The sequence below is a fragment of the Acinetobacter entericus genome (assembly GCF_026168575.1).
GTDB lineage: Bacteria > Pseudomonadota > Gammaproteobacteria > Pseudomonadales > Moraxellaceae > Acinetobacter > Acinetobacter bouvetii.
Window position 1 is genome coordinate 88833 of record NZ_JAPEQW010000012.1, and the last position, 17887, is coordinate 106719.

Annotated in this window: 15 protein-coding genes; 7 read left to right on the plus strand and 8 right to left on the minus strand. The window is 40.7% G+C overall.

Annotated features, from left to right (window positions below; translation table 11 throughout):
- Positions 1–626 precede the first annotated feature (626 nt).
- Positions 627–2225, plus strand: a complete 1599-nt coding sequence (locus OKC24_RS11005; RefSeq protein ID WP_131275658.1) for an ATP-binding cassette domain-containing protein — start codon at positions 627–629, stop codon at positions 2223–2225.
- A gap of 94 nt (positions 2226–2319) precedes the next feature.
- On the opposite strand, the gene OKC24_RS11010 is transcribed toward OKC24_RS11005, so the two are convergent.
- From OKC24_RS11010 to OKC24_RS11020, 3 genes are all read right to left on the minus strand, one after another.
- Positions 2320–3489, minus strand: a complete 1170-nt coding sequence (locus OKC24_RS11010; protein WP_131275657.1) for a fatty acid desaturase family protein — start codon at positions 3487–3489, stop codon at positions 2320–2322.
- 22 nt (positions 3490–3511) lie between these two features.
- Positions 3512–4534 carry a flavin reductase family protein gene (locus tag OKC24_RS11015; protein ID WP_131275656.1) on the minus strand — a complete coding sequence of 341 codons (1023 nt, stop codon included), beginning with the start codon at positions 4532–4534 and terminating at the stop codon, positions 3512–3514.
- Positions 4535–4823: 289 nt separating this feature from the next.
- Positions 4824–5939, minus strand: a complete 1116-nt coding sequence (locus OKC24_RS11020; RefSeq protein ID WP_130146872.1) for an S-(hydroxymethyl)glutathione dehydrogenase/class III alcohol dehydrogenase — start codon at positions 5937–5939, stop codon at positions 4824–4826.
- 128 nt (positions 5940–6067) lie between these two features.
- Here OKC24_RS11020 and OKC24_RS11025 point away from each other — a divergent pair, with 128 nt between their 5' ends.
- Positions 6068–7621: a phospholipase D family protein gene (locus tag OKC24_RS11025; RefSeq protein WP_131275655.1), complete on the plus strand. Its 1554-nt coding sequence runs from the start codon at positions 6068–6070 to the stop codon at positions 7619–7621.
- Positions 7622–7625: 4 nt separating this feature from the next.
- Here the strand turns inward: OKC24_RS11025 and OKC24_RS11030 are convergent, their stop codons facing one another.
- Positions 7626–8264: a class I SAM-dependent methyltransferase gene (locus OKC24_RS11030; protein ID WP_131275654.1), complete on the minus strand. Its 639-nt coding sequence runs from the start codon at positions 8262–8264 to the stop codon at positions 7626–7628.
- A gap of 142 nt (positions 8265–8406) precedes the next feature.
- Between OKC24_RS11030 and OKC24_RS11035 the strand changes: the two genes are divergently transcribed.
- Positions 8407–8844, plus strand: coding sequence for a hypothetical protein (locus OKC24_RS11035; protein WP_131275653.1), 438 nt, complete (start codon positions 8407–8409; stop codon positions 8842–8844).
- 21 nt (positions 8845–8865) lie between these two features.
- Here the strand turns inward: OKC24_RS11035 and OKC24_RS11040 are convergent, their stop codons facing one another.
- Positions 8866–10257: an aminotransferase-like domain-containing protein gene (locus OKC24_RS11040; protein WP_131275652.1), complete on the minus strand. Its 1392-nt coding sequence runs from the start codon at positions 10255–10257 to the stop codon at positions 8866–8868.
- 271 nt (positions 10258–10528) lie between these two features.
- Between OKC24_RS11040 and OKC24_RS11045 the strand changes: the two genes are divergently transcribed.
- Both OKC24_RS11045 and OKC24_RS11050 read left to right on the plus strand, forming a co-directional pair.
- Entirely contained in the window at positions 10529–11392 is an 864-nt protein-coding gene (locus OKC24_RS11045) for a DMT family transporter (protein ID WP_130146862.1), read from the plus strand.
- Between the two features lie 158 nt (positions 11393–11550).
- Complete coding sequence (locus tag OKC24_RS11050; RefSeq protein ID WP_265465103.1) at positions 11551–12036, plus strand: pyridoxamine 5'-phosphate oxidase family protein; 486 nt, start codon at positions 11551–11553, stop codon at positions 12034–12036.
- Positions 12037–12055: 19 nt separating this feature from the next.
- Here the strand turns inward: OKC24_RS11050 and OKC24_RS11055 are convergent, their stop codons facing one another.
- A complete protein-coding gene (locus OKC24_RS11055; protein ID WP_131275650.1) occupies positions 12056–12640 on the minus strand; it encodes a uracil-DNA glycosylase family protein in 585 nt (194 codons plus the stop codon).
- Between the two features lie 617 nt (positions 12641–13257).
- On the opposite strand from OKC24_RS11055, the gene OKC24_RS11060 reads away from it, so the two are divergent.
- Positions 13258–14229, plus strand: coding sequence for a hypothetical protein (locus OKC24_RS11060; protein ID WP_131275649.1), 972 nt, complete (start codon positions 13258–13260; stop codon positions 14227–14229).
- 210 nt (positions 14230–14439) lie between these two features.
- Here OKC24_RS11060 and OKC24_RS11065 read toward each other — a convergent pair whose 3' ends face one another.
- On the minus strand, positions 14440–15744 hold the full coding sequence (locus tag OKC24_RS11065) for an NAD(P)/FAD-dependent oxidoreductase (protein ID WP_131275648.1): 1305 nt from the start codon (positions 15742–15744) through the stop codon (positions 14440–14442).
- 394 nt (positions 15745–16138) lie between these two features.
- Complete coding sequence (locus tag OKC24_RS11070; RefSeq protein WP_130146852.1) at positions 16139–16849, minus strand: SGNH/GDSL hydrolase family protein; 711 nt, start codon at positions 16847–16849, stop codon at positions 16139–16141.
- A gap of 266 nt (positions 16850–17115) precedes the next feature.
- On the opposite strand from OKC24_RS11070, the gene OKC24_RS11075 reads away from it, so the two are divergent.
- Positions 17116–17865, plus strand: a complete 750-nt coding sequence (locus tag OKC24_RS11075) for a hypothetical protein (protein ID WP_131275647.1) — start codon at positions 17116–17118, stop codon at positions 17863–17865.
- Positions 17866–17887 lie beyond the last annotated feature (22 nt).

Here is a 17887-nt window from a genome sequence, read left to right on the forward strand (position 1 = left end):
AATGCGTCATAAACTGACTAAAATAAAACCAATATGAACTGCTAAAATATGAATAGTTAAAAGTCATCATGAGGAAATCTCCAAAATATTTATAAAAATCAAGACATAAAAAAACCTGATCAGGGTTGCCGATCAGGTATAAACTTGGTGGGCAACCATTTTCTTTGCCCGAATACATTCAGGCAATTATCTAAATTGCCAAAAATAATACGATGCGTTTGAAAGAACTGGCTGCTTTAACATTTTGAATTCATCAAAAAAAGGTGCTTGTCTGAAACTTAAAATACGCTGTATTGTCTGCTTTGACAATAGTTTTTTATAATTTCCATCAGAATTTTCCAATAAATATAAAGATCATCCCTACGCACTATTTATTTATATATTGATTAAATATTCACCTTTGCTTAAAATGCTTTTGCAATCTATCCCCATGCACTTTTCAATTTTCCACTATTTGAGTATCTGCCAATGAAGTAAGCGCTGTTTCATTATCAAAAACCGAATCTTCTTCTTTTTTGATGTGCAAAATAGTGCCTTTCATTCAGCTTACAATACGAACTGAAGAAATATAAATCATTAAAAATATTGAACTATTTTGCGCATTTTTGCCACTGCGAGGCGCATTAATGACCCCACTAGCATGTGCTGTTTCTCAGCTCAACTTAGACTTCCTGAATAAAACACCCAATCAATCAACATTCCAAAAGCTGCAGTTCAATTTAACGCAACAGCAAATTTCAGCATGCACAGGCAGAAATGGCTTAGGGAAATCACTGCTGATGCAAGTTTTGCATTTTCAGCGTACTTCAATGCTGCCTTACAGCGGTGAAATTCTATGGCAATTGCCGCATGCATATTTAGCCCAATTGAAGCGTGTAGATGAAAACACCATCGCCGGAGCTTTAGGCATAACCGAGATGCACCAGGCGTTCATGCGTATTGAGGCTGGAACCGCCAGTCTTAAGGACTTTGATTTAACAGAAAATCAATGGCATTTGCCGGCGCAGTGGAGCGCGCAATTAACACAGGCGAAATTGCCGGATAATTTAAATTTTCCCGTTGAACTGCTAAGTGAAGGGCAAAAAACCAAGCTTGCGCTATGCGCTTTATTTTTAAAGCCTGATCATTATTTGCTTTTGGATGAACCCAGCAACCATTTAGATGCTGAATCTAGAACATGGCTAATAAACAGTTTAAAAGCACATCCTGCTGGCGCGTTCATCATCAGCCATGACCGGGCATTACTGAATCAGGCTCAGCATATCTATGCGCTGAATGAATATGGGTTGCTGCATGTCTCAGGCAATTATGATGATTATGTTCAGCAGCATGAGCTGCAATATGGGGCGCTGGAACGCCAAACCGTCCAGCAAAAGCGCGAACTTAAGCAGCTGAAAGCCAAACAGCATGAAACATTAATGAAAGCGCAGAAACGTCAAAGCAGCGGCAAGCAGCTGCGGTCTTCCAGCTCGCAAGCGCCTATTTTACTGGACTTTAAGAAAGAACAAGCGGGCCAAAGCCTATCAGGTGTGCAGAAACAGCAGCAAAAACAGATGGAGGAAAAACAAGCGCTATTAAATGCCGCTCAAAACCAGTTAGAGCACTTTAAACAGCAGCAGTTTAAATTTCAGCATCATGCGGTTAAAGCCGGCGAAATCTTGAGGATTGATCATTTGCCGCTGCCATTTGGAACGGAAATCCCGCTGTGTTTTTCCTTAAAAGCGGGTGATAAGATTCATCTGCAAGGACGCAATGGATCTGGTAAATCGACGCTTCTTAAATTATTGAAACAGCAGGCGCAGGCAGCCAATACGCATGTTTATTTGGCGGTAAAGTCTGTGTATTTAGATCAAAATTTCAGTAACTTACAGCCTGAGCATAGTGTTCTAGACAACCTATCGCTATTTAACCCTAAACTAACGGCGTCAGAATGGCGCAATCAATTGGGGCAGCTGAGAATCCGAGGCGATCGGCCTGAGCAGCCGCTATCACGCTTGAGCGGCGGCGAGAAGCTGAAAACTGCACTGCTTGGCTTGAATTGCTGGCCTGAAAATATTGAACTGCTGCTGTTGGATGAACCTGAAAATCATTTGGATATTGAATCTCGGGAACTGCTGGCACAGGCCATTGCGCAATATACTGGTGCAGTCATTTTGGTGTCGCACGATGCTGATTTTGTAGTGCAATGCGGTATTGATATGCATTGGGACATAGAATCAAATTAATGCGCTGATTCAAATTTAAGCCCCTCATGCACCAAGTATGCAGCTGAGTATTGGTGCATGAGCAATGAAGTTGAACTGCTGTTAATCTTCAGGCTTAGAATTTCAGTTTGCTGGACAGCAAGCCGAATGCACGCTGCTTTGCGTGTTCCGCATAATGTTTTGCTTCACTTTTCCAATCGTTTGGCAATGAGCTCTTGGCAATACGCACCCAGACACTGGCAAACTGCTTCATAAAGCTCGCTTCATTATAATGAATGCCATATTCAGCACACAGCGCTTTGATCTTAGGCGCAGCTTCAGCATAGCGGTTCGCTGGCATATCTGGAAACAGGTGGTGCTCAATTTGATGGCTTAAATTGCCGCTTAAAATATGCAGCCAAACCGTGCCTGAAAAGTTGCTCGAACCGCGGATTTGACGCAAATACCATTCTGCACGGGTTTCATTGTCTGTATTGTCCATTTCAAAATTTTCAGCATCTTCCGTAAAATGGCCATTAAAAATAACGGCTGACGCCCATAGGCTGCGGATGACATTGGCCACTGCATTTCCGGAAAAAACAGGAATAGCGTTCGGGCCTGCAATGAGTGGAAAAAAGACATAATCCTTCATAATCTGGCGCTTCATTTTTTTGCGCACAGGAGCCGCTTCTTCCCAGACCTGCGCCCAAGTTTTGGTTTTATAGGCAATCACATCTTCAATATGCAGATTCTGCACACCCACATACCATTCAAAAAACAGCATCAATTGAGCAGCCAATGGAATATTCAGCAAAAAGCGCGGTTCCCATTTTTGCGACTCGCTGACCCGGATCAAGCCATAACCGACATCATGATCCATGCCAACAATATTGGTATACGTGTGGTGGATATAATTATGCGTATATTTCCAATCAGGGCCTGTCGCCATGGTGTCCCAGTCATAATTTGCGCCGTTTAAGCTCGGGTCATTCAGCCAGTCAAACTGGCCATGCATGACGTTGTGGCCCAATTCCATATTTTCCACAATTTTAGACATGCCCAGCAAGCCAGTACCCAGAAGCCATACAGGCGGCAGCCAGCCAGCAAACATCAGCATGCCGCGCGATGCAATTTCACTGTAGCGGACAAAATTGCGGATTTTGTAGATATATTTAGCGTCATGCTCTCCTAAACTATCCATAATTTCACGGCGGATCGCTTCTACTTTGGCGCCAAACGCTTCAACCTGAGCGGTACTCAAATACTGTGATTTACTTTTTTCACTAAAATTAATGGGCTTATTCATTTTTGTCTCCCCCTTTTCATGCTTATAGATTAATTGTGACTGGGCTGATGGCTTGTGAAATGCATAATTTAATTTGTGAATTGTTTTGGCTGTCAATTTCACCCGTCAAAATATTCTTGACGGTACCCTGCACCTTGGTGCATGAACAGGTATTGCAAATTCCCATGCGGCAGCCATGCGCGGGCCTTAATCCCGCCTGTTCTGCGCTTTCCAAAAGATTGCTTTTGGCCTGAAACGCTTGCTGAGAACGCAAAAATTTTACAGGCTGTTCTGCCAATGTCTCATCGGCAGGGATCTGAAAATATTCTGTGTGCAATTGAGCGGTTAAACCTGCATGCAGATAAATTTGCTGCACACTTTGCATCATGGATGATGCGCCGCACGCATAGCATTCACGCTGCATAAAACCATCAACTAACAGTTCCAAAAGCGCTTGGTCTAAATGCTGTTTTTGCTGCGCGGTATTAATTAAATGCAATTTAAATTGCGGATAATGCTCCGCTAAAGCTAGCAGTTCAGCTGCATAAGCATTGTCCCGGCTAAAATATAGCAGATCGACTGGTTTTGAACTGCTCAGCAGATGACTGTTTAGCAAGGCATAAATGGCGGTAATGCCGCTTCCTGATGCAATCATCAAATTGGCGCGTTCAGTCGGCTTAAGTACAAAATCACCCTGCGGCTGAGAAATTTCTACAATTCCGCCCAAAGCCAATGATGTCAGCGCATTTGAAACAGCACCTTGTTTTTTAACGGCAATACTCAGCAGGCCTTGCGGTGAAACTTGCACGACTGAATAGCTTCGCTGCTGGCGCACACCGCCAATAATTGCAGTAACGAGCACACTTTGCCCTGCCTGATAGGCTTGGAAATTAAAGTTTTTGTTCGGGCGCAATTGCAGTTGAATAAAGTCGGTGCTTAATGGTTTAACACTGATGATTTCAGCTTTAATTTTCTTCCATGCCCAAATTGAGTCGATTTTTTCTGCTATGAAATCAACAAAATCTTCGCGGATCCATTCCGGCTTATATTCTGCGCGTGTATGCATATGCCCCTCGTCTAGTTGAATAATAGATTAATAATATACAAGTGTTCATTATTGTGATGCCACAATATTACGCGCCTATTATTTGTGCTATATCAATTCAGGACATAATCGGCCATTTACAGTTTATTTGCATTTTCTGTCAGACAATGTGTCACATTTTGCCAATTTAAGAGATAAGAAATGCTGGCATCCGAAAGCTGATTCTGCAGAAAGCGCCAAATAAGCATTATAGGAATCATAAAAAAACCAAGCCGAAGCTTGGTTTTTTTGCATGGCGGCTAATTTATGCTTAATTTTCAAAATGCACGACAGAACGGATGGATTTTCCTTCATGCATAAGATCAAAAGCCTCGTTGATTTTGTCCAAGCCCATGGTATGCGTGACAAATGGCTCAAGCCGGATGTCACCTTTCATGGCTTCTTCCACCATGCCCGGCAGCTGTGAACGGCCCTTCACACCGCCAAAAGCGGTGCCTTTCCATGTGCGGCCAGTGACCAGCTGGAACGGGCGTGTTGAAATTTCCTGGCCTGCTCCTGCCACACCAATAATGACAGATTGCCCCCAGCCGCGGTGCGCGCATTCCAGTGCAGAACGCATGACATTGGTATTGCCGATACATTCAAAAGAATGGTCAACGCCCCAGCCTGTCATCTCGACAATCACTTCCTGTACAGGGCGGTCATGATCTTTAGGATTCACAAAATCGGTTGCGCCAAATTCTTTGGCTAATGTATATTTTTCAGGATTGGTATCGACCGCAATAATGCGGCTGGCTTTGGCTTTTTGAGCGCCTTGCACGACCGCCAAACCAATTCCGCCCAGACCAAATACAGCAACAGTATCGCCTTCCTGCACTTTGGCTGTATTCTTGACTGCGCCCAAACCAGTCGTCACGCCGCAGCCCAGCAGGCAAACGTGCTCATGGTTCGCTTCAGGATTAATTTTTGCCAGTGAAACTTCTGCTACAACAGTATATTCAGAGAACGTCGAGCAGCCCATATAATGATAAATTGGCTGGCCATTATAGGAGAACCGTGTTGTGCCGTCCGGCATCACGCCTTTACCTTGCGTTGCGCGCACAGCTACGCAAAGATTGGTTTTACCCGACTTACAGAATAAGCACTCACCGCATTCCGCCGTATACAATGGAATCACATGATCGCCAGGTTTAACACTGGTGACGCCTTCACCAACTTCTATGACGACACCTGCGCCTTCATGGCCCAATACCGCAGGAAATACACCTTCAGGATCATCACCTGATAATGTAAAAGCGTCTGTATGGCAAACGCCTGTGTGGCTGATTTTAACCAGCACTTCGCCTGCTTTTGGCGGCGCAACATCAATTTCAACAATTTCTAAAGGTTGACCTGGCCCAAACGCAACAGCTGCACGAGATTTCATCGAATGGATATCCTTTTATAATGGCTAGATTAACAGATGATCTACAGTAACCTCTTTTTATTCAATGATTCAACCTTTAACATGATGATAATATGAACGTATAACATTAAGGTGCCCTAAAAATAAATATGCAGATTTGTTTAGCTTTTCAGGCTGGTTTCTTTTCTTTAATCATTTTTTCACTTACAGGGTGCAGTTTGCCAATGAATGAATCTAAACCTGATGCGCCTATTTATATGCATACGCAGCATTGGCTGAATGAACCCGGTGTAGAACAGCATTTGTCACAAGGTTTAACTGCATATTTAGCACTGGATGAAGCATTTATGAGCATTGCCTCACGCGTGCATTTAATTCGAAAAGCGCAGCATACAATTGATTTGCAATATTATATTTGGAAAGACGACTATATTGGCCACATGATGCTGCAGGAACTTTTAAAAGCTGCAGATCGCGGCGTGAAAGTCCGATTGCTGATTGATGATCAGAATGGCACACAGCTGGACAAAGTCTTGAAGCCATTGGCCTTGCATCCTAACTTTGAAATTAAAATATTCAACCCGTATAAATTTAGAAAACTGCGCATTGTCGATTACGCTTTTCGCTTCAAATATATTAATCACCGCATGCATAATAAGCTCATTATTGCAGACGGCGCTATTGCAGTCACAGGCGGCCGCAATATTAGCCGTGAATATTTTGATGCCAGTGATAACTTTCAATTTACCGACTTAGATATTTTATTTTATGGCACTGCTGTCAAACATGCGAACGAAGTCTTTTCAGATTTTTGGAATGATGATTTAAGTTATAGCGCATCACAATTATTAGGAACTAGCTCAGAAGCCGAGCTAAAAAAATTGCGTCATCAATATGAACTCGATGCGACGCAAAAAAACCAAGTTGAAAACAAAATTGAATTTGCACAAAAACAATTAGATAAAGACCTAAAACAGCGTTCTTTCAACTGGGCGCCAGCACATTTTGTTGCAGATAGTCCAGATAAAATTCGCGGGAAAGCCAGCGGAAATCAGCTCATTTACAATCAAATGCATCATCTGATGGGTGAGCCTAAAAAGCACATGGAGTTGGTTTCGGCTTATTTTGTCCCAACCCAGCGCGGAGCAGACTATCTTTCAAAATTGTCGAAAAACAATATTCAGGTCCGGGTTTTAACCAACTCTTTTGCTGCCAATGATGTGGCCGTTGTACATGCTTTTTATAACAAATATCGCCATGAATTACTGAAAAATGGTGTGAAACTGTATGAGTTTAAGCCCTATTTAGAACGTAAAAAAAGAACATGGTATGAGGTGATGACGGGAAATGTGATTCCCGCAAAAGGAAAAAGCGCTTCTAGCTTACATGCAAAATTTTTTGATATTGATGGTATTGTCTTCATTGGCTCTTTTAATTTTGATCCCCGTTCAGTGAACCTAAACACTGAAGTTGGCTTAGTGGTAGAGTCGGATGCATTGCAAAATGATATTTCAAAAATACTGAATCAATACTTACCTCAAATTGCCTATCAACTTAAGCTAAATGCAAACAATGAAATCATCTGGACAGATCAGCGCCCTGATGGTTCTATCCATGAATTTAAAATTGACCCCGGAACCACACGCTTTCAGCGGTTCAGCATGAAAGCAGTTTCATATTTGCCTATTGAATGGATGATGTAATGATTTAGTCATTACATTTAAATACACATAAGCCTTTTATTTGTAATGCGATTGTACAATTCTTAAATTTTGCATCTTGAAAGGCTTTCACATGCTCAGCGACAGACATATACAGTTCATTGTTTTGCATTGCGTCTGGTGCATATAAATGATCACAGACCAAATAGCGGCCATCTGGATTCATCATTTTTTTAACTGCTTGATGAAATAACGGCGCATGGCGCTTATGCCTTAATTCATGAAGCGCCTGATGAATAATAATCACATCAAAAGGTTTATATGAACTCTGACTTTGCAGGGCCTCCTCCCATTGCGGCTGTTTAAAATCTCCTGTAATAAACCGGCATCGCTCCAGCTCAGAAGGCATTAACTTGCGCTTTGCAAGCGCGTGCATTGCATCCGAAAAATCAAAAGCAGTGTATTGAATATCAGGACAGTGCCGAATCAAGTGTTCTGCCAGATAACCCGGCCCAGCACCGAGCTCCAGAATATGACCTTCGGGTGCATGCTTTAGAATTTCTTCCACATAGTAATCAAAAATTTTATAGCGCCATGGCCGTTTCACATTGACTCCATTGGCCCATTGCAGTGCATCCGCCGCGTTTTTTAGATCAATTGGACTTTGCACATCTTCCGGTTGCATATCTTTATCTTCTTATCAATGATTCATGGCTATTTATACTTAAAAAAGATCAATCTATGCAAAAGTTTTACAGCTGTTTTTCATTGCTTTAAAATTGCATCTTTGCAGTTTCTCCCTTTCTCTCCTGTTTTGTGGTCTCTCAATGCAATTTTTTGATTTAAGCCGTCATTTTAATATCAATGATATTTTAATCCCTTATAAGACTTTAGAAGACTTAGGCCAGCAAGAATGGATCTTGGCCAAAGTCCGTGTAGAACATGATTGCTTAACGGACAATGAATTTCTAGAAGGTCAAGCGGTGTTAAAGTCCAATCATAATATTCAGATTGAACTGGAATGGCTGATTAGAGATACGGGGCATGAACTGCAGGTTTTATTCAAAGGTGTAGAAACTGATACCGCTGCAGAAACTTTGGTTTTGGTGAAAGGCGCCCAATTGGTCGATGCCGAAAATCAAACGCTGTCATCGCAAGCGCTGGGCCTTTGGATTGATGGAACATTGCTGCCTCTCATGCCAAATATCCGCAAGGAAATTAAAGCGCGTTTAAATTTATGGGATTATGTGGAATATGATGGTTAATGCTTACATCAATGGCGGCGTTTAAATGGCTGCGCGCATATTCAGCTCATTTAAAGCAGCGGCTAAAACATCAAAAACTTTTTTGTCTATGCACTGTGCAGCATTAAAACGGATAAACTGCGCAGCATTTTTTGATTGGCTGAAAGAATTTCCCGGCGCCAGAATAATTCCTTTATCCAAACACAGCTGCGACAGCTTGGCCGCATCAATATGCACAGGCAATTGACACCATAAAAAAATTCCTGCTTTAGGCAAAATGACGGGGTAGATACCCAATACGGCCAGTTTTTTTACTGTCTCAGACATGGTTTTTTGCAGCTGTTTTTTCAGCCACTCAATATGGCGCAAATAACTGCTGTCAATCAGCGCCTGGTAAATAATTTCTGCATTTAAGTGGCTGGTATTAAAGTGTGTCGCAATATTCAGATCGATTAATTGATCAATCATCTCTTCTTCAGCAATAATATAACCGCATCGGATAGCCGCCGATAACGTTTTTGTAAAGCTGCCGATTTGAATCACCTGTTTCAATCCCAGCAATGTTAGATAGCGCGGTGCAGGAACATATTCAAAGTCGCTAAAGATCTCATCTTCAATAATATATAGCCCATTTTTTTCCGCAATTTTGGCAATTTCAAAGGCGGTTTGCATCGAAAGTACGGCGCCTGTCGGATTATGAATACCTGAATTCGTCAGATACAGTTTAGGCTGATATTGCATTGCTTGCTTAAATGCCTCGATCTCTGGGCCATTTTTACCAAATGGGACCGCAATGCAATTTAGCCCGTGCGCCTGAATTAATGCCCTAAAATTAAAATAGCACGGGTCATCAATAATGACGGTATCACCTGCTTTTAATAAATGCCGGAAAATCAAGTCAATGGATTGCGTAGCAGAATCACTGACTAAAATTTGCTTCAAAGTCAGCATAATATCGCAGGCTTCCCGCTTTCGCGCAATATAGCGCCTTAACTCAACATGCCCATGCGGAATAGAATAATCCAGCAGCAAACTGCTGTCTGCTTTTGCGGCCATCTTCAATGCTTTTCGCAATGCCTGTTCCGGCATCCACTCTTTCGGCAGCCAGCCGCAGCCCGGCTTTAACATATGCGCTGGAGCATCTAAAGACTGGCGGGAAATCCACAGCGGATCGACTTCACGGCGATATTCAATTGCATGCTCTGACAATAAGGCCGATGCAGTTGACGGCGGGCAAATAAAATAGCCGGCGCCAATTCTGGATTCTAAAACCCCAGCACTGACCAAGCGCGCATAAGCTTCTACGACAGTCGAGACTGAACAGCCATGCTGCTGTGCATATTGGCGCACAGAGGGTATGCGCGCCCCTGCAGTGAGTTGACGCTGTAAAATTTGCGCTTTGATTTGCTGCATCACCCCTTCAATTTTTGTCATTTCTTATTTTCCTGTTTAGCTGACCTTTTCGATTTTAGAAGGAAAAAAGCCGCACAGCTCAATGGGCCGTTTGCGGTGAGGCAGAAGATTTCATATCACTGCATGAACTATGATTCAGCTTATAAAAACCGTCTTTAAAAAGCAAATTGTATGGGTATTTCTGCCATAACAGTTCTTTTAAATTGTATTGCACTGTATCTGTTTAACTCGCCAGCCTTGGCTTAAATTTCTGAACATCATTTGCGGCAATACATGAGCAGGAATACTAAAAATGAAAGCGTTTCACCAAGGCTGGCTGTACGGATTAATCGGTGTCATGATTTTTGCAGGTTCTATGCCCGCTACACGGATCGCGGTGCAAGGTTTCAGCCCGGAATTTCTGACTGGCGCACGTGCCTGCATCGCTGCTGTTTTGGCTTTAATCCTGCTGATTGCCTTACAGCAGCCAAGGCCATCTAAGTCACAAATCAAATCTTTATGCATTACATCTGCAGGTGTTGTTATCGGCTTTCCGCTATTTACAGCACTGGCTTTGCAAACAGCTACAGCTGCACATTCATTGATTTTCATTGCCTTGCTGCCACTAGCCACCGCTTTTTTTGCGGTGCTTCGCGCAAAGGAGGCACCTAAACGTGCGTTTTGGATTTACACCTGCATCGGCAGCAGTTTAGTGATCTTTTTCATGCTGAATCAATCTGGATTGCATTACAGTGCTGCTGGCGATAGCTATATGGCTGCTGCAGTTTTGCTGTGCGGATTAGGCTATGCAGAAGGCGGTGTACTGTCGCGTGAATTGGGCGGCTGGCAAGTGATCTGCTGGGCTTTAGTGATTGCATTGCCGGCCATGCTGCTGATCAGCTGGATTTATTTTCCGCAAAATTTTTCTGCAGTACCGCCATCAGCCTACTTAGGATTGGCTTATGTATCACTGTTCAGCATGCTGATTGGATTCTTTTTTTGGTACAAAGGCTTAGCGCTTGGCGGTATTGCAAAGGTCGGACAAATACAGCTGATACAGCCATTTATTGGCCTGATTCTTTGCGCCCTAATACTCAATGAACATGTCACACTGCTGATGATTGCTGTTTCTTTGGCAGTTGCTGCCTGCGTTGTAATGGCCAGGAAATATGCTTAAGCCTAAGGGACTTTATCAAAGCCTCATCTAACATCAATCAAACAGCGGGCAAATAACCAATGGCCTGAATGACCAGTTCATTTAGGCCTGTTTGCAACTGATAACAGCAGAGAACTGCTATATTAACAGCTCAAAACTAGAATAAAAAAGGCCCCATTATGAATTTGCAGGACTGGAAGCACATCCAAAAAATTGCGGAAGCCGCACAGCAGTCCTCTATGCACTGCTCTATTGCAACGGTCGATCAAAATTTACAGCCAACCATTACACCCATCGGCACCCTATTTCTGCATGAAGCTACTTTTTCAGGCTTCTTTTTTGATACCTATTCTGAAGCGCTGCAAGAAAATTTGCCTCAGAATCCTAAGGGCTGCATACAATTTATTAACAGCAACAAGCTGTTTTGGCTTTGGACATTAGTACAAGGCCAATTTCAGGATTTTCCCGGTGTCCGGCTTTATGCTGAGATTGGAGATTTGAGGCCCGCAACTGCTGCTGAAATGGCTCTGGTCAATCAGAGAATTAAAGCATTAAGCTGGACCAAAGGCAGTCAGCTGATTTGGAACGACTTTAAGCTGGTTCGTGATTTTAATGTGCATGATTATAAATGGGTCAAATATCCCCATATGATGCCTGATCATTGAATGGCACCACTAAAATAACTTAAAGTAAGCCTATTTCTGAAAATAAAGAATAATAGGCTTCTGCTTTTTTTTCTAACGCCAGCGGATAAGCACGCGAGGAAGACGGCATTCGATACAGTGTCAATTCTCGGCCTGCAAAAGTGTTTTTGACTGAATGGCCGATTTGCGGTTTTTCTGCCGCTGCTGGCATCGACAGCATCAGCGTATCGGTTGCTTTATCTCCTGTGGTCATTATGCTGCGGCAGGCAGGCATCTGTTTCAGCAGCATGGCAATATCTGTGGGCTGGTAAATCTGCAAAAATTTGTCTGATGCATTGCCTTTGAGGCGAATGACCTGATACGCCGTATCAAAAATGCCAATGCCCTTTTCATTGAGAAAATCCCGGATGTACTGTTCTTTGAATGTTTTCGCATCGATATTTAAGAAATAATTTTTGTCTTGAAAAAAGCATAAGCCAAAGATTTTCCACATATCGTTTTGGTAATTTGGATAATAAAAATCCATTTTCCAGCGTGCCTTTGGCGGCGGGAAACTGCCGAGCATCAAAAGCTTGCCATTTTCAGGCAAAAATGGCTTTAGGGGGTGGGTTTCTATTTCAGACATTATTTATAATCAATAGGTTAGGTTGAATTTGCAAGGGTGGTTTTGATTGTGCGCCATAGAGTTATCTTCCTAGATCTTAGCATAATATCTGATTTTACAGCGATATCACCTACTCTGCTAAGTGTGTTCTTGATTAACACCTGCAAAATTTCTGCAAAACCATGGTCGAAAATATAGAAAGTACTGACCATTATGACGAAAGAGAATCATGAAAATATGATGCTATTTTCTCAATATCTATAGAATTATGAGCATTCTAAATTTGCGCAATGAGCTTCCATGTAATCCTTTGCTCTACGGATCAGCTGGCGGACTGTAAGTACTGTAATCCCATTGTGGATAATTTCATTTAGCCATGGTTTTTCGAGCTGTATCAGCCATGAAAGTATCCCCTATCAGAAGATTATTAGGGTTATTTTGGCAATCAAGCGCAGTGCAGTTTTTGGAGTGTTCCAATCAAGAAAGTGTAACTGCTTTTTAATTTTTGTTAAAAATAAATAAAGAAAAGACTTCTGAATTGATATAGAATTCCTTTAATTTTTAGCACAACATTTGCTAAATTTTTATTATTTTTAAATACATACTTTAAACTAATTTAAAATTCGAGTAGTCCAATAATGCAATTATTAACTTCAAAATTTTCAAAACTAAGTTTTATTTCTCTCATAGGCTTAACTATCTCTGCATGTGGGGGAGATGGCACAGGTGACAGCTACAATAATAGTACCGCTAAAACGTCAATTAAATTTCCAATGCATACTTACGAATTAATAGGTGAAAGAAATGATTCCATAGGAATGGAATTATATAAAATATTTAGTGAATCGCTCATATTACACGATAATGATGTTTCAATAACTACTAGAACTGAAATTGATTTTGCTCAAAACTACGCTACGGCAGAAAATCCTTTTACAGAATATGATTTCACTCTTACTAAAGATAAATTATACGAATCTAATGGTTATAGCCTGCCTCTATATTTAGAAAAAAATGGGCAAGGTTCTGTAGTAATTTCGCATGACCAGCACAAAGGTGGCCTAACGAAAACCATTACATTTAAGACGCTGAGTCTGTCTAAAAAGAAAATGAACTCATCGGAAGTCATAAACTCTATTTTTGCTTCTAAAAATCTCAATTCAGAACCAACTGAATTTTTAAAGCTTAGACTTGCCTTTTTCAAATCTACTCAAACTTTTCCTGAGGGAGCTGAATGTTACCAGTTTTTAAGCACCCAACTTTCGCACTCTACTATTGAATTTGATAAAACCAACTTAGTCAATAAAACATATTCAGCTTGGGTAAAAGAGAAAAAAACTCAAGGATTAAATGTTATTACAGAACAGTGGGCAAATAAGAATGTTGCATATGTAAAAAAAGATGATGGTGAGGTTTCAGATGACTACCAAATGGTCGTAGCGGAATTAAATGGAAAACTATACTTTGGCGACTACACCTCTGACGAAAAAGTAGATTTAAGCAAATATATTGATCCTTCACTTAAATCCGGCTTATGTTCAGCTTTCGATCAAAAAGCTGCTTACGGGCTACATTTAGCCTTTAGAGATTTACCAACGAATCCTTGGTAATAACATATAAAAAGGCGGGTTTTCCCGCCTTTTTATATTCTCCAAAATTTGCAGCTTTCAATTTTGATCGCTGAAATTAATCACCTCATACCCCACACCCATTGAGCGATCATCCCATTCAACATTCAAAGCTTTTTTAGGCTTTAATGCGATTTTTTGCTTTGTCATAAACTATGCTGTAAGTTCTCTTTACAGTGGTAAAATGTTGATTTACTTTAAGATTTTTTCAGCTGCTTCACAGCCACTGAGGTATGCACCATGCACTGTACCCGCATATTTCAAGCTGCAATGTTCACCTGCAAAGAAAATAAGTTTTCTAATTGGCTGATGTAATATCTTAATAAGATCATCAGTGTGATTTAGTGACGGAAAACTAAAAGAACCGCAGCTATAAGGGTCTGCTCCCCAACGTGTAACTATTATTTTTTTGGGTTTATTGGGAATTCCATGAAATTGTTTTTGTAAGCTGCTAAAGACAAAATCAGATACTTCTCTATCTGTTGAATTGTCTATAAAGTTTGATTTATCTCCTCCAAATAGCATTAAATAAGTTGGTTTTTGATAAATTTTAGATAAATCTAAAATGTTAAAGCAATCGGTGTCATTCCAATAAAAATCACTAATATTCTCTACTGAACTTTTCAACCGAAAAGGAAGCGGTTGCTCTAATTCAAAAAATACTTTATTGAAAGATCCAAACCCGATTTCTTGAATAGAGTGAATATAATCACGAGATAATGGCGGGTGAAACGCTATGTGATTTTTTTTCAGAATACCAAGTGGCACGGTAACCACTACACGCGAACCTGTGTAAACATTATCATTGGAATCGATAAGTTTGACACACTCATTCTCGTAATGAATTGTTTTAACATCTATATTTAATTTAATTTCTATATTTTTTGAAATATTTTCAATAACCTGACAGTAGCCCTTGGGAAATACAACCTCATTACCTTGAAAGTATCCCTCATAATTTTGATAATTTGAAGAAAGCAGATCTAGATTTGCAGCAAATGGGTCATTTGCTATTCGTTCAAAGAAGCTTAATAATAATTTTTTAAGATCGTTTTCTGAAAATGTATTACCTGAATAATTTAAAGAAAATATTATGTCTTTAATGGCTTCAAGAGCAGATTTTTTTTGTGTTTGAGAAAGTGATTTTTCTATTTTATCTATAAAAAACTCAAACTCTTGCGCTTCTTTTTCTGAAAACAATTTTCCATTTTTATGAAAATAATGTGAATTATCATAATTAAAAATAGCCGTTCCTATATCATTTTCTTGGGTAATAGCCCATATAGGATTATCATCAATTCCGTGAATCCATGATGCACCCAAATCAAAGATATCCGAATCAATTTTTTTAGTGTTTATGCGCCCGCCAATACTGGATTTAGCTTCTAATACGATAACTTTTTTACCATTTTCTTGCAGTTTCTTAGCACATGCTATTCCAGCTATCCCCGCGCCAATAATAAGAATTGGTAAATTAATATCACTATTATTTTGCATAAATTTCCTATGATTCCTTATTAAAGTTAAGATAATACACATTATATCAAACACTTTAATTTATTCTTTTCAAATCATTCTTTTACTTTTAATCGCTCCAGCCTTCAGCGCACTGGAACGGCTTTTTTGTGATTATTCACGTTCTGCACCAGTTCATTGACTAAATAATACATTTAAGAAGTCTGGACTTTAGCCTGTTCTAACTGCTGAAATATTGATCACGTGGCGCTGCCTTATCTGCGGCCTCCTATCCTAACTAATAGAAATAGGTAAAAATGGCGGTTTTTTGAAGCCATTTTGGAAGAAAATAACGGGAGTATTCACTATTATTAAAGAAACTCAACTTATCAAAAAATAGCTAAAATCTTAGTTAAAACCTGGATGAGTTCTAAACTTATAAAACCTGACGAATTTTATCCGCAACCTCTTTTGCCCAAATTTGGTAAATCTCTTTACTTGGATGAAAGCCATCTTCAGCCATTTCCAAGTTCAGCGCCTGATACTTTTGCAAATCATATTCAATCCATTGCATATACTCATGCGCTTGTATAAATTTTTCTAATTCAGCATTCATTTGCTTGGCATACTGTCCAAACAGCCAGCCTAAAGGATTTGGCAGCGCAGGAAACATATGCATTGGAGGGACGCCTGCGGCAATAATAAGCTTAGGGGCGAACTTCTGCTGAATTAAATTGTACAGCTCATGCTGTTTTTTGATCCATTGCCGAGCCGACATGAGTTTTGTGACATCATTGACACCGACAGAGGTCAGCACTGCGTCATAATGACGGCTTTCTAAGGTATTCACATTTTTAATGATTTGATGGCTATTATCTCCAGACTTGGCATGCAGTTTCCAATCCAGTGCATAATCCATTTTTAATTCATTAATCACGGCGCCAAGTAAAGCATCTTCCTGAGACGCTACGCCAACACCCGCCGCGGCAGAATCACCAACAATTAAAATAGACAGCGGTTTTCCTGAGCCAGTTTGGCCAATACGCGCACCTTCAGGTTCGGGCAAACGTGGCGTATTTTTTTTAACGAGGCTTCCTTGAATGACCAAAGCTGGAATTAAGGCAATCGTTGCTGCTTTTAAAAACATGAAGGGATTACACAAAAGGTGGATGCGGAAAGTTTAAAGGATTCAATATCTATCTGCATTAACTGCAAGCAAAATATCTAAGAGAAATTACATCTTTACTTGGACGAATTATTGATTTGATCAAAGCACTGTGATCGAAAGGCAGATAAGTACGCAATATTATTGCAGAGGCGGATCATGCATTTTGAAGTAAATACTGCATGCATTATTCATACTTATCTGATAAACAGAGTGTATTGAATATCAAATCAAGCAGGCTAGATTGCATGATCAATAAAATCACCCTCACTTTCGTGATGGCTATCATAAGCAGCGAATCAGCATTTGCCCTGACGGACTCAGAACAAAAACAGGTGGATCATCTGGTTATGCTGTTTAAACAGAACCATCCTCAAAAGATTGCGCTCAGCATTCAATATCCATTGCAGCGGGAAGCTCCAATTCCTGCTATTCAAAATACCGCAGAGATGGAAAAACGTTTTAATCAAGTCTTTGATGCTCAGCTGAAACAGGACATTGCCAACTCTCAGCTCAGTCAGTGGAGTTCTATGGGCTGGCGCGGCCTGATGCTGGATAATGGTAAAGTTTGGCTGGACGGCGGAAAAATTACAGCGGTCAATTACAGCAGCAAGGCTGAACAGCAATATAAACAAGATTTAATTGCACAGCAGAAACAGCAGCTGCATCCATCATTACAGAAGTTCAGAGCGCCCGTTTTCAGTTTTAACACCCAAAGCTTTATGGTGCGCATTGATGAGCTGAGCAGTGGCCAATACCGCTACGCTTCTTGGAAGGCCAATCAAAAGCAAGCGGCAAAGCCTTCCTTAATTTTAAATCAAGGTTCAGTAACATTTGACGGCAGCGGCGGCAACCATTATTACACCTTTAAAAGCGGTTCAAATATCTATACGATTGAACGGATTGTGATGGGTGAAAACACAGTACCTGAAGTGATATTGCGGGTAAAACAGCGGAATAAAATCATTCTGAATCAGACTGGAAAGCTCATGAATTAAAGCCATTGAACCACAGGATACT